This is a genomic window from Rhodococcus sp. NJ-530, assembly GCF_003860625.1.
Taxonomy (GTDB): Bacteria; Actinomycetota; Actinomycetes; order Mycobacteriales; family Mycobacteriaceae; genus Rhodococcus_F; species Rhodococcus_F qingshengii.
Genome location: NZ_CP034152.1, coordinates 1,204,186 through 1,217,167 on the forward strand (window position 1 = coordinate 1,204,186; position 12,982 = coordinate 1,217,167).

The 12,982-nt window shown below is 60.9% G+C and carries 14 protein-coding genes and 1 pseudogene; 6 read left to right on the forward strand and 9 right to left on the reverse strand.

Going from position 1 to position 12,982, the window contains the following annotated elements:
* Positions 1-14 precede the first annotated feature (14 nt).
* Entirely contained in the window at positions 15-413 is a 399-nt protein-coding gene (locus tag EHW12_RS05495; protein ID WP_125050374.1) for a DUF6262 family protein, read from the forward strand.
* 31 nt (positions 414-444) lie between these two features.
* Here the strand turns inward: EHW12_RS05495 and EHW12_RS05500 are convergent, their stop codons facing one another.
* Complete coding sequence (locus tag EHW12_RS05500; protein ID WP_125050375.1) at positions 445-1,212, reverse strand: HNH endonuclease family protein; 768 nt, start codon at positions 1,210-1,212, stop codon at positions 445-447.
* A gap of 68 nt (positions 1,213-1,280) precedes the next feature.
* Positions 1,281-1,463: pseudogene (locus EHW12_RS35105) on the reverse strand (HNH endonuclease); the annotation flags it as partial.
* 116 nt (positions 1,464-1,579) lie between these two features.
* On the opposite strand from EHW12_RS35105, the gene EHW12_RS05510 reads away from it, so the two are divergent.
* Genes EHW12_RS05510 through EHW12_RS05520 form a run of 3 tightly spaced genes read left to right on the forward strand, consistent with a single transcriptional unit; the run spans position 1,580 to position 5,486 of the window.
* Positions 1,580-2,686, forward strand: a complete 1,107-nt coding sequence (locus EHW12_RS05510; protein ID WP_125050376.1) for a tyrosine-type recombinase/integrase — start codon at positions 1,580-1,582, stop codon at positions 2,684-2,686.
* A complete protein-coding gene (locus EHW12_RS05515; protein WP_052959762.1) occupies positions 2,683-4,890 on the forward strand; it encodes a site-specific integrase in 2,208 nt (735 codons plus the stop codon). The genes EHW12_RS05510 and EHW12_RS05515 overlap by 4 nt, the downstream gene beginning before the upstream one ends.
* On the forward strand, positions 4,887-5,486 hold the full coding sequence (locus EHW12_RS05520; protein ID WP_047269065.1) for a DUF6262 family protein: 600 nt from the start codon (positions 4,887-4,889) through the stop codon (positions 5,484-5,486). Before EHW12_RS05515 ends, EHW12_RS05520 begins: the two co-directional genes overlap by 4 nt.
* 43 nt (positions 5,487-5,529) lie before the next feature.
* On the opposite strand, the gene EHW12_RS05525 is transcribed toward EHW12_RS05520, so the two are convergent.
* From EHW12_RS05525 to EHW12_RS36030, 4 genes are all read right to left on the reverse strand, one after another.
* Positions 5,530-6,198: an HNH endonuclease family protein gene (locus EHW12_RS05525; RefSeq protein WP_229757383.1), complete on the reverse strand. Its 669-nt coding sequence runs from the start codon at positions 6,196-6,198 to the stop codon at positions 5,530-5,532.
* Between the two features lie 324 nt (positions 6,199-6,522).
* Positions 6,523-6,861, reverse strand: a complete 339-nt coding sequence (locus EHW12_RS05530; protein WP_230691590.1) for a hypothetical protein — start codon at positions 6,859-6,861, stop codon at positions 6,523-6,525.
* Between the two features lie 78 nt (positions 6,862-6,939).
* Entirely contained in the window at positions 6,940-7,305 is a 366-nt protein-coding gene (locus EHW12_RS05535) for a pyridoxamine 5'-phosphate oxidase family protein (RefSeq protein WP_047269305.1), read from the reverse strand.
* Positions 7,306-7,417: 112 nt separating this feature from the next.
* Complete coding sequence (locus EHW12_RS36030) at positions 7,418-8,239, reverse strand: roadblock/LC7 domain-containing protein (protein WP_007734612.1); 822 nt, start codon at positions 8,237-8,239, stop codon at positions 7,418-7,420.
* Positions 8,240-8,490: 251 nt separating this feature from the next.
* Here EHW12_RS36030 and EHW12_RS05545 point away from each other — a divergent pair, with 251 nt between their 5' ends.
* Positions 8,491-8,961: a hypothetical protein gene (locus EHW12_RS05545; protein ID WP_007734613.1), complete on the forward strand. Its 471-nt coding sequence runs from the start codon at positions 8,491-8,493 to the stop codon at positions 8,959-8,961.
* 7 nt (positions 8,962-8,968) lie between these two features.
* Here the strand turns inward: EHW12_RS05545 and EHW12_RS05550 are convergent, their stop codons facing one another.
* From EHW12_RS05550 to EHW12_RS05560, 3 genes are all read right to left on the reverse strand, one after another.
* Positions 8,969-9,892, reverse strand: a complete 924-nt coding sequence (locus EHW12_RS05550) for a DUF2797 domain-containing protein (RefSeq protein WP_125050377.1) — start codon at positions 9,890-9,892, stop codon at positions 8,969-8,971.
* Between the two features lie 65 nt (positions 9,893-9,957).
* Positions 9,958-10,614 carry a DUF305 domain-containing protein gene (locus tag EHW12_RS05555; RefSeq protein ID WP_007734614.1) on the reverse strand — a complete coding sequence of 219 codons (657 nt, stop codon included), beginning with the start codon at positions 10,612-10,614 and terminating at the stop codon, positions 9,958-9,960.
* Positions 10,611-12,176, reverse strand: coding sequence for a hypothetical protein (locus tag EHW12_RS05560; protein WP_003945495.1), 1,566 nt, complete (start codon positions 12,174-12,176; stop codon positions 10,611-10,613). The genes EHW12_RS05555 and EHW12_RS05560 overlap by 4 nt, the downstream gene beginning before the upstream one ends.
* Before the next feature lie 178 nt (positions 12,177-12,354).
* Here EHW12_RS05560 and EHW12_RS05565 point away from each other — a divergent pair, with 178 nt between their 5' ends.
* Positions 12,355-12,942, forward strand: coding sequence for a TetR/AcrR family transcriptional regulator (locus EHW12_RS05565; protein WP_223304676.1), 588 nt, complete (start codon positions 12,355-12,357; stop codon positions 12,940-12,942).
* The last annotated feature ends 40 nt before the right edge of the window (positions 12,943-12,982 follow it).

The following is a 12,982-nucleotide window of genomic DNA, read 5'->3' on the forward strand; positions in this document are numbered from 1 at the left end:
AGGAGAACCATCTCGTGCCCGAACACCTCACCGCCGCAGCGCGAGCGCGCCACACCGAGACCAGAGCGCGCGCGGAAGCGGCGCTGCTGGCACTCAGCAATGCAGGCGAGCCGGTCACCTTCGCGGGCGTCGCTCGCCGCGCCAGGGTCTCCACCGACTTCCTCTACAACCAGCCCGACCTGCGCACGAAGATCAACGACCTCCGCACCAGGCGGTCGCACCGCCGAACCGCTCCGGAACAGATGACCGAACCCGGACAGCAGTCTGCTTCGTCCGCGGTCAGAGCACTGTCCTCGCAGCTCAAGGAACTCAAACGGCGGCACGCCGAAGAGGTCGGCGAGCTGCGCAAGGCGCTCGCGGTCGCCCACGGTGAGAACCTCGCGCTGCGGCGACGATTCACCGACTCCGGCTAGCGCATTGCGGGTAAGCGATTTCGCCGCTCGTTCACGAAACACGACCCGCTGCCTCGGCATTGGAGGGAAGCGGCTGTCCGGGGCACGTCGACAGAACGGCGGCGATCGCGTCCTTCTCCGCCGTGGTCACCCACAACCGATACCGAAGCTTGACCGCGACCTGACGGGCCACATAAGCACAACGGAACGCCTTGTTCGGCGGCAGCCACGATGCGGCATCCGAATCACTCTTCGCCGAGTTCGGAGCCTGCGTGGTAGCGATGAGATTGAGCGGATCATTCGCCAGATCGATCCGCTCGGCGGCCGACAACTGCTGCGCGCCCTTCTGCCACGAATCACCAAGAGCGACGACATGCTCGATCGGGACGAGCGGCGAAGTCGTCTCCCCGCGAACGAAATTCACCGTGGTCCCGGTATACGGATCGTGAAGGACTCCCGACTGCACCACGCACGGCGGCGAGGCCACACCCGAGCGGGCCTTGCACGTGACGTCCACAAGGTCACGGGACAGTATGTCCTCGCGAGTGCTCAGCGAGTTCCCGCCCCACATAACGGTGTTCGTATCAGTCCACGCGACACCGAACTCGCTGCGCGCATAACCGGTCTTCGGCGCACGCCCCTTCACTGCAAGCTGTTCCAGCGCCGACAGTGCCTCGTCGACCTGCGCACCAGGCGCCGCGGTTCCCGACACCGGAGCGGCGAATACCGACTCACCATCAGCGGGAAGGACCGAGCACCCAGACACAGCGACAACGACCGCCGCAGCCACCGCCGCGACCCCGGTCACGCGTTGGCGCATCACAAGGCCACCCCAGCAATCAGCGGCATGTCATCGACATAGTGACCAGCCGAAAGAGGAAGACCCCTTGACAAAGCTACAGATAAGACATGATCGATCTGGACTGCAGAAGACGTGTCCTGGCCGCGGGTGAACGCGATGGTCTTGTTCGTGTACGGGTCACGGAGCGTACCGGTTTGGACCGAGCAGCTTTTGGAGCCGTCCTTGAATGTCAGGTCGGTGAGGTCACGCCGCAGGATGTCGTTGCGAGTTATCTCTAGCGCCGCATCAGGATGAAGGCACGGTAGGCACGGCGTGTCGGTCGCCCTGTCCCTCATGGTTATCTAATAGCGTCTATGTCACAGGTGGGACAGCCATAGGAGTGGCGATGTCGTGTGCTGTAGAGAAGGTCATTTCACCGACGACGGGGCAGTCGGGTTGGGTGATCGTGGACGAAGAATCCATGCGCCCGGTCGCGGAGGCTTCCGAGTGGGTGCTGTTCATGCAAGGCGCCGGAAGGTCACCTCAAACAATCCGCGCATACGTTCCTCGGGTCTGTTGGTTCTTGAACTGGACTGCCGGTCGCGGACTGGATTGGCACGAGATTCGTGTAGGTGAACTCACTCGTTTCAAATTCGCCGTCGAACACACCCCAACCGTCCACTACCGGCTGCGCTCCGGCAGATCGGTCAACGCAGTGATGACCGCTGTCGTCGAATTCCTCAGGTTCTGCGGAATGCGTGGATTGGTCTCCGCAGATGTTGTTTCTGGGCTGTCCCAGCCCAAGTACCTGGCCTACGCACCCCGCGATTTCCACGAAGGTGAATCCGGTCAGCATCGGCTGATTCGTGCCAGAACCCTCAAAGCGCCGGAAGTCGTAAAGCCTCCGGAAATTATTACTGAAGAACAGTTTTCGCATGCTCTGAACTCCGCGAACACCGAACGAGACCGTTTTCTGGCGCTGTTGCTGGTTCGTTCCGGACTCCGAATCGGAGAGGCATTGGGTTCGCGCCGTAGCGACCTGCATTTCCTTCCGACCTCGGTTCATCTGGGATGCCAGGAACGTGGACCTCATGTTCATGTTGTTCGGCGTGAAGGCAATTCGAACGGTGCCCGCGCTAAAGGACAATCCCGAGTCGTACCGGTCAGCGACGAGGTGGTCACTCAGTATCGCGAGTACCTTCTCGAACGAGACAGCGTGCCCACCGCAATGACCTCGGACTTCGTGTTCGTCAACCTTCTCGGGCATCACGCCGGTTCGCCGATGTCGTATTCGAACGCAAAACAGATTGTGGAAAGGATCGGCAACCGTGCCGGTTTCCGATTGCGGCCCCATATGTTCCGGCATACGGCAGCCACAATCTGGACGCGCAACGGCACCGGTATCGACGTGGTTCAGTCGTTGCTCGGTCATGTGAGCCGAGCATCGACCGCGATCTATCAACACCCCGACGCGGAGGACCTGAGGGCGGCAGTGGAAAGAGTGGGCATATGAGCATCACCGCTCTACCCGTCGAGTCAAGTGCCCTCTCGACTGGAAACGAACAGACCTGGAAAGCGTGGTTGATCGAACGAATCGACCCGCAATGGCGAGTCGCGGAATGGGATTCACGCCGACAGGTATTCACCGGAGACGTCGACAACGAAATGACAGCGGTCTATCTGTGCCGAGTCGACCGATGCATGACGGTCGTGGAAATCTTCGACCGCCGTTGCAGGCGGTGCGAACGCCACCGCAAGCTCAACGGGACCTCACCTTCATTCTTCGACCGGACATTCGACCCCGATTCGGTTCCACGAAGAGACGAAAAAGCCTTTTCGAAAGTCGATTTCGAACTCAGTGAGGTGAACGGCACTGTTGCGGCGGAGATTATTTACGGAGTGCAGCAGCGTGACCGTGATCAGATCATCTTGGTTCCGATGCGGATCCGCAGCATAGTTTCCCACCTCCCACCGGATTGTCGCTCACTGCTCGATGTCGCCGGAAATCGCCAGTTCGAGAAGGCACTCGGAGCTGCAGCCGGTGGTGTGTTCCGGTCGTTGGTCACACATCTGCAGCGGGCGCACGTCGTGTACTCCGGTACTGATCCCACCATGGCCGACGTGTGGAAACCTGCCGTCGTGGGCCTGCAAGCTGCTCCGGACCGGCGATACAGTGCGGCCGGTGGCGTTGTGGACTTCCGAGAGATCAGACAGCGATGGCTTCGAGAGATCACCAAACAATTCGGCCGCGAGGTACGCCCACCCGTGACGACACTGCGGCACACCGTTCATGCCGCCGAAATCGCTTCACGGCAACTCTCGCTGCGCACGAACGGCGATCACCCCGAACTACTCGACCACGGTGACATGAGCGCTGTCGTCGAGGGTTTCCGCACCAGCGCCGATCGAGAGGGCAAGCCCCATTCCTTCACCCATCGACGATCATTGCTCGGGTGGTGGCGCCGACTTCTCGAGTTCTCACGCCGCACGGGCGCAATGGATGACATCCCCGGCTCCTTCGCACTCGATCTGCGTTCGCACACAATTGCCCAGGTCGAGACCAGCGAGGACGACTTCGGACGCACGATCCCCGAACATGTCATCGCACAACTCGATCAACACCTCGAGCTGCTGGGTAGGCACTCCACGTACTCCGCGCCGGGCTGGAACCCTGACGACTACGCCATGATGTATCAGACGGTCTACCAGATCATCCGGGACACCGGTCGACGCCCGAGTGAGATCGTCGGGCTCAAACGCTCATGCCTGGACTGGGTCGACGGCAAGCCCACACTCGTCTACGACAACCGTAAACGTCGCAGAATGGGGCGTAGATTGCCGATCAGCACTGCAACGGCAACCGTGATCGACCAATGGCTCGACCACCTTCAATCGCTGTCTGTTCCGGACACACTGTGCGACTGGCTCTTTCCCACGCCGGGAACCCGCAACAACATTCGCCGCGGGCACTTGAGCGGTGCGCAGTTCGGGTCCCGGGCCTTCGCCATCTGGATCGATGCAATCCCGGAACTTGTCGACGAAAGACTCGACGATGACGGAAACCCAGCTCTCTACGACAGATCAATGATCACTCCTTACGGATTGCGGCACTCCTACGCTCAGCGGCACGCTGACAACGGCACACCGGTGGACGTCCTACGCGAATTGATGGATCACCGCAGCGTCGACACGACCATGGGATATTTCTCCGTCACACTCAAACGTAAACGCCAAGCCACCGAGGAGATTTCGAAGTTCGCGATCGACAGGCACGGACGACCGGCGGGATTCACGTCGGTAACGGAGTACGAGCGACAGTCGGTGGCCGTGCCCTTCGGAAACTGCACCGAACCCTCGAACATCAAAGCCGGCGGCCAACACTGCCCGATCCGATTCCAGTGCGCAGGATGCTCCTTCTACCGACCGGACCCGTCCTACCGGCCCGCAATCGAGCAGCATCTCGCAGAGCTGCGCACAGACAAAGAAACTGCAATCGCCACCGACTCCGCGTCGTGGGTGATCACCAACTTCGACGCCCAAATTCACGCGTTCACGGACGTCATCTCGTCGATGGACGCAATGCTTGCCGACCTGCCCGCAGACCAACGCGCGGTCATCGACAACGCCTCCCGCGAACTGAGGAAAGCGAGGACCGCAGCTGCCTTCATACCGCTCGAGTCCGTAACCACCCACACGAACGAGGACGAACAACGATGACTGCCGATGACCGTGACATACGAACCCAACGGCTCATCGCCTCCCGTCGACGTGACAGCGCTGACAAACAACGCAGAACGCTGACAGTCATCGCCGACCTCTCATCCGCTGGCGAACGCATCAACATCAGCGAAATAGCGCGTCGCGCAGGCGTTTCTCCATGGTTCATCTACAACACCGCAGCAATTCGAACCGCCGTCGAACGCGCCACAGAAGAGCACTCCCACACCGCCACCAGAAGCAGCGCCGGACGCACGTCCGCTACGGCGGACAGTCTTCACGCCGAACTGTTGATGGCGCGTGAGGAAGTTCGGGCGCTACGAACGGACCGAACCAAGCTCGAGACCAAAGTGCAACTACTACTCGGCAACCAACTCGAACACCTGCCGCACGACACACTGCTCGCCCGTATCCACGAGCTCGAACAGATAGCAGCCGAGCTGCGCTCGGACCTCGACTCCGAACGCAGACGCGCCGACACCATGACAACACGAACCGAAGAACTCCAGGACGAGCTCACCGCCGCCCGCGCCTCACTCAAAAGGATGGTTCAAAGCGTTTCTCCAGCACGACGAATCGAAGCAATCGGCACATAAGAACACACCCCAGCAAGCATCGGAATCTACGCGGAACTGTGAATCAACACGCGGACAATACGGCAGACATCGCATCCTTCTCTGCTTGAGTCACCCACAGGCGGTAGACCGACTTCACCGTGATCTGCTTCGAGACGTAGGTGCATCGGTACGCCTTGTTCGGGGGAAGCCAGGATGCGGCATCGGAATCAGACTTCTTCGCGTTCGTCGGTCCATCCACCGGGATCAGATTTCGGGGATCGTTCGCCAGATTCGTGCGCTCCTGAAGACTCAATTGTTGCGCACCCTTCTGCCACGAATCGCTCAACGCGACCACATGGTCAATCTGAACTGCAGTCGAAGTATCCTGTCCCCGAACAAAATTGATCGTCTTTCCAGTGTAAGGATCAGCCAACGTGCCAGAGAGAACAACACATTGCTTCTTTCCTTCTTTGAAGACCACGTCAGTCAGCCGCGAAGCCAACAGATTATTGCGCGTATCGCACCCGTCATGCCCGAACTCCACATCGACATCATCAGACCATGCCTGACCGAACTGATCTCTGCTGTAACCAGTTTTCGGAGCACGCCCCTTCACCGGAAGCGTCTCCAACAGCGCAACGGAAGAAGCCACATCAACATCGTGCTGACCAGGGCTATCCACAGACAACGATCCTGCTGGGATCACATCCGCCAACGTCGTACTGCAACCGGAAATCGACAACCCGACCAAGGCAGTGACGGCAACCAGGAGGGAACGGGAACGCACCAAGCGACTATGCAACGTGAAACTCCTAAATCATATGCAGTGCAGAGGATCTGCACTCTTATCAACAAAACTCATGAGGATGATTGTCGGGAAATCCCGACATCAGACCAGGTGTGCTACACATCCACCGAACCCAATCAACCGGCCACGTGCGTGATTGAACATGCCATCGTCCCTATCCGTGCGGTCGAACCGGTCGACCGTCACACGAACTGACCATCGTCACTCACATAACTCACACCGTCGACATCGAACAATGGGGGCCTACCAGCAAGGTTTTGAGATATGTCAAAACTGCGTGCAGATAATTCTTGTATCGCAGCCGTTGTGGCCGAATTCGACGGTGACGTCGTCGGTCCAGGCGGTACCGAACAGCGCGCGGTCGTATCCGGTCTTGGGTGCGCGTCCCTTGACGGGGATCTGTGCCAGCAGTTCAATTGCGGCGGACGAAGGAGCCGAGGCTTCGGTCACGACCGTCGTGGTGACACCGGATCCGATTCCCGAACCGAGAGAAGATGTTTCGGGCGCGTCGGCGTTGGAATTGGCGCAACCTCCCAGCACGATCACGGCAGCAATGCCGATGGTGACGCCGGTGATGCCGCGCCTGTGATGTGCCGTGCGTGCCATGTGTGAGAGTCCATTTCTGCGAGAGATGAACTACAAGTATGTCATTCACGACAATTCGGGCCTAACCGGCACTGTCTGTCAGTCCGGTCGAAGGAACCATCGAGTCACCGGGACCGAGACGAGGACCCGCGGACCGTCACGAGTTTCGTCTGCGGCATCCCAGCCGTCGTACTTCTCGCCGAAAAGTCTCAGGAGGTCGACGAATTCGCCGACGTCGTGATGAATTGTCGCGAGGCCCTGTGCGACCCACGGGTCGCCAGCGGATCCGTCGACTGCCAACGAGACCCGAGGATCGTCCAGCAGGTTCCGAACCTTACGATTCTGCTCAGCGCTCGGTATCCAGAATGTGTTCTGATGCAGTAAGAACCAGACCGGAGTCGTGTGCGGCGAGCCGTCGCTTCGGAGGGTGGTCAACCACACGCAAGGAGCATCCGCGATAGTCACGGTCCCAGTATCGGCGCCGGCGCGAGGTTCACCAATCTAGTGTTCGGAACGAACAATGCCCGGCCCTCGCCGTTGGCGAGGACCGGGCATTGTCGGGAAGGGAGTGGAAGCGTCAGATCTCGATCTTGGGGGTTTGTTCGCCCAGCTTGTGGCGGGCCAGCGCCAGGTTCGCACGCGCACGGTCCAAAACGAGGTACACGAACAGCGTCGACAGTCCGGGCGTCTCGAGGACGCGAATGAGGTGGTACTGGTTGCTCAGGGTGATCAGGATGTCTTCCAGGGTGTCGGTAATCCCCAAGTTACTCATCGTGCGGAGCTTTGCTCGCACAACCTCGGAGTTGCCGGCGCCGGCGTACTCGAGGCTGAATGACGGGTTGCCGCTCATGCCGAGAACCATTCCGCTGTCGGCGTCGACGACGGCTGCACCGCTGGCACCGTCGATGCGCATCAATTCGCCGAGGATCTTGTCGATGTTGCTCATTGCTTCTCCTTGGTAGGGCCGAGTCGCGCGGGGCGACTCCAGGTGATGCTTCGGTGGTGAAGTCATCGGTACATTTCGAGGTGGAATCGTTGGTTGCGGCGTCGGGAGTGGGTCGGGCGGCAACTTTTCAGTTTGTGAGATTTGTGGGCTCGTTCCGTTCGGTGCAGATGGGCGGCCATTCGACGACTCGAATTCGTCGATGCGGTCTGCGGGTAGCCAGCCGTCTCCGGCGGGTGCGTTGAGTGGCCGTCTCGTATCCGTCTCGTAGTCCGGGGCCGGCGGCTGGAGTTGCGGATACACCGGTGCGGTCAGCGGTCGCTTGTACGGAATCGGCTGACCACCCGCGTCGGCGACGTTCGCGAACCAGGCGGCGTACCCGGGGTCGCTGCGATCGAGGTTTTGCCCGCGATCGTCGTCTTCCTCGCGGGAACCTCGTCGACGAAAAAGTCCCACTCGTTCCAGCCCCTTATAGACGAACTATTTCCGATCGGAGCGTTCCGGATGAACGCGGCAGACCGGACAATCCCACCCGTAGTTATTTTGCAGTTAAGTCACCGTAGCATGGGTTCGCGAACGGGGCATACAGTCCAATCCCGCAGTCGGGAGGGCGAGGCGCTCGGATTCGGCAGGATGCTCGGGCAATTGGCGCTGACGGGCGATGCCGGTCCGTTCGGACGCCAGTGGCCCTCTGGCATCCTTGAGGGATGAAGAAAACGATCACCGGGTTCATCGGTGCCTGCTCGCTGGTGGCGCTGGTTGCCTGCGGTTCTGACGGAGACAAGCCGACCGAGGTCGGAACACTCACTTCCTCTGCTTCGGCGACCACCATGGCGACGTCGACGACGTCATCCGAGGCTCCGGCGACGTCGTCGGAAATACCTACCGAGACCCCTTCGGTCGACTCGAGTGCTCCGGCTGAGGTCCCGTCCGACCCGAATGTGAGTTCGGCGCTGCCACGGACCTACGCGCAGGCGTGCTCCGACGTTCTCCGGTACCTCGACGCATACCAGCCGGCCATCGACGAGTCCGGAGAGGAAATGGGCATGACGCGTGAATCATTGGCAAACGACATGCTGACCTCCATCCAGGCTTATCCCGAATGGTCGAGCCTGTCTGCCGACGAGCAGGCCGAGGTCACTCGCGGATTCGCCGCAGCGACCGCGGGAAGTTGCTGACCTACTTTCAGAACAACGATTCCTGAATCGCCACGCCAGGGGACTCGAACTCGCCGACGGTGATGGTTCGACCGACCAGTCCGGACACATCCGCGACGAAGCGTGGCGATTCAGGATCGGGGTCGATCCGCAGCGAGGCGATCGAACCGGCAAGGCCCTCCAGATACAAGGAATGTTCCCCGGACTCGAAAGTGTGCGGATACGCGATCAACGGTGCCGCATCGAAGACCACGTCAGCGCACGCCGGCGCCGTCCATTCTTCGGGAGCCTCCAGGATCTCGATTCCGTCGATGTCCGATCCGATGTCATTCAGCTCGTCTTTGATCGACGATACGAAGTGGTGCAACGACTTTCGTAGTTTCTCTCGATCCAAGGGACCTGTCAACGCTTCGATCTTCCGAGACGTACGTATTGCCTGGCTCAAGTGGAAGTGCTCCGAAACTCGGGCTTCGAGGGCGCGAATGCTGTAACCGTCCGTCGACCGCGCTACGAACAATGCGCAGACTGCCCCTTGTTCGGCGACTCGCGGATGCTTGCGGAACTCGGACGCCGTCCCCACCTTCATCTGGCCACCGGCGAATACGTCGACGTAGAGCCATTGTGGTTGTGCGAGGTAGGTACGCACATTCGGATGAATGTGCGCGCCGCTGACGTGTGCCTGATGAACCGTGGTGAACCCCTCACGATTTCGGCATCGGTCGCATTGGCGTCCCGCGGTGACCGTCGCCCCGCGGTCGCACGGCGAGTGCCCTGGACCTTCGGCGGTGAGATCTCGCCAGCCGAGGCAGCGGCGGCCCTTCGTCTCGTCGACGGAGAATCGCAGAACCGAGTCGTGAGTGAAGAAGGTCGTAGCGGAAGTGGTGTCGTCGACGCATCGGATCCGCGGTGCTGTCGGGTTCGACCAATCGATTCCGCGAACAAACAGGGTCATGATGAAGTGTCAATTCCTTCTGTAGTTCGCAGGTCGACACCTATGGTAGTCACTGGACATGCGGGTCAGTGCAGTGGTTGTGCCCCACGTTGTTCGAGCATCAGTGTCATCAGCCCGGATTCCTGACTCTGGGTGTTGATCATGTCGCGGGCGGACTGTTTCACCGGCCCGCTCTCGAGCAGGGCATCGGCGGCCTGCGCCATAGCGATCCCGCCACGGTGGTGGCGTTCCATCAGTTGAAGGAAAAGGACCTCGGCGTCGAGCCCGCGAGCGCTGCTCAGTTTCTCGAGTTCTTCGGTCGTAGCCATACCCGGCATGGAGTCGGTCTCGGTGTCCAGCGTTGCCGGGTGATGACGAGAGTCGCCCGCGCCGCTCGGCGACGCCTCCATCCACGCCATCGGCGTTCTACTGTTCGGCGGGACACCGGCCAACCTCAGCCAACCGAGCATGACACCGATTTCCGTTCGTTGAACATCGTCGATCTGCTGGGCCAGTCTCGTCACCGCCGGGTCCACATCGGGACTCAGACGCGCGAGAATGAAGAGGGCCTGTTGATGGTGGGCCGCCATGTCGTGCACGAATCCGATTTCGGTTTCGCTCAGAACAGCTCTCTGCGTGTGGTTCTCGGGTGCGAACAGCGGACGTAGTGCTGCGCCGAGTACGAGCAGCATCAGTGCTGCAGCCACGAGTGCGACGGCTTTGACCGCTCGCGGCGCCGTCATGATCCCACGGTCGTCTTCTGGTCAGCCGGTGGTGTGTAGACACCGTTTTCGAGTTGCATGGCAACAAAGCCGTTGTCGGCGCACGTCGCCCACAACGTGGTCCCGCGCCATTCGGGCGGGGAGAAGCACCAATCGGTCGAGATGTCGCCGAGAGCGACCATGCCCGACCGCGAACTCAGTGCTTGGCCGGGGTCGAACTGGCCCTGCGCGATCGACTGCGCGATTGCCGGGGTGCTGAGAACGGGTACCCCGATGAGCGACGCGAGAGCGTGTGGCGAGTTGGCGAGTTCGAGATTGCCGCCGGTCCGAGCAGGTGGGTTGAAGTACGCAATTTCGTGGACGTCGAAGGGATCTCGAACATCGAAGACCCGAATCCCGCTCGAGATCCATCCACATGCCAGCGCCGTCGGGTCGACCGGGCGATCGGCCGAACAGTAGTGAGATTCGTACGCGAACAGCGATCCACCGGCCGCGGACGCCAGCGCAGCGTCTTGATTCTCCGGCAGATTGATTTCGAGCTTCACCGAATTGACGACCGACGGTTCGTCGTCATCGGAGACGTCGATCAATTTGACTCCGCCGGAACCACCTTCGTCGACGGTGAACAGGTACGGCGAACCGTCGTAGGTGACCGGAATGCTGTGTTGGGTGGCCCAACCGTCGGTCCACGAGAGCTGGGACAGTTGGCGCACCCGAGGATTCGGGACGCGGCGCTGAACTTCACTGATATCGAGGACATGTATTCCGCCGAGATTGTTCGACAAGTACATGCGATTTCCGTCGGGACTGATTCCGAATCCGTGCGTCGACAACCCGATGAGGTCCTGCCAGACGACGCGCGGGTTGGCGGGATCGGTGAGATCGACGGCGCTCACCACGCCGGGAGCGGTGCCGGAAGACCAGTAGGTGTTCCCGTCCGGTGAAAATCCTCCCTCGTGATTGGTGATGGGCAGCAGCATCCCCAGATCGGTTCCTGGTCCGGGGTTGAGTAGTTTCGGGTGCGCGCAATCGGAGATGTCGTAGACCGACATCAGGCCGACGCCGGTCAAGAGCGGAACGCCCGTGCCCACCAGCAGCTTTCGCGCGGTGTTGACCTTGAGGCTCTCCCACGTTCCGGCCAGCATCGCGGGTTCGGTCAGCGTGGCGGTGAGAGCAGGATTGGCAGGATCCGATACGTCGAGAACTTGGACGCCCTGGGCGGGGCCCAGGAGGTTCCCGGGGAAGAAACTGCCGACGTACGAGCAGTGTTCGAAGTTGGTGGACGTGATCCCGCCGCCGCGACCCGAGTAGCCGCCGATCTGAGACATGTTGCAGCTGTAGCCGTCTCGGCTGCGTCCGCTGTTTCGGTCCTCGGCCGGAACATCACCCTGCAACCCGGTCTCGGGCATCGATCCCGGGCCGCATTCGGCGCGGCTTGCGGCGGTGGAAGCGACACCCGGGTTCTCGTGGATCGAGCCCGGGGCAGTGGCGGGCTCAGCCGACGCGACGCACACGGGAAGGACGGTGATCAAGGCGACGAGTGCGATGGCAGATCTGGTTCTGATGGTCGTGAACGATTTCATCGAGTCCAACTCCCGGTGCGGGATTGCCTTTCGTATCTCACGGGCAGACGTATCTCACGGACAGGCAGCACGGAGGGCAGGCGCGTGTTCGAGCGCTCACGACGATCGGGTCGGGGTGTGAACCGGTGTCGGGCCGCAACCAACCGGACAATGCTGTCCGGTTGGTATCGTAGTGTGCGTGACATCGTCTGGCCGCGTCAATAGCGGATCTCTCAACAGAGGGCCGAGAGATGCGGCGCGCAATCGTGCGGCACTCGTCTCAGCAGCTCGTGAGGTGTTCGCCACTCAGGGTTTTGCTGCTCCGCTCAGCCTGATCGCCCGCACGGCCGGCGTCGGTCAGGGCAGCCTCTACCGGCACTTTCCCACTCGCGAAAGCCTCGCACTCGCGGTGTTCGACGAGAACATCGTCGAGCTGCAAGATATGGCTGCCGATCCGGATTCGACTCTCGACGATCTTTTTCGATTGTTGGTAGACCAGATCACCACCTCCATCGTGTTCGTGGAGGTCATCAAGCCCGTCTCCTTCGGCGACTCACGACTGAATTCGGCAGGCACCCGCCTGACCGATCTCCTCGAAGGACGCCTCGAGGAGGCGCGTCGAGCTGGGAAGATACGCGAGTCCGTGACCGCTGAGGACGTGATTCTGGCGATCGCGATGTTCGCCGCGATCATGGAACGGACCGCCGAGAGCTCGCGAAAAGAAGTCGCGCACTCGGCCTGGAACCTACTTGTGCAGGGACTGGCCGGGCCGGCAGCGGCGGGCTGAGTCGCGTTCGCCTCGCGTCTCGAGGTGATCGCCTAGGCTC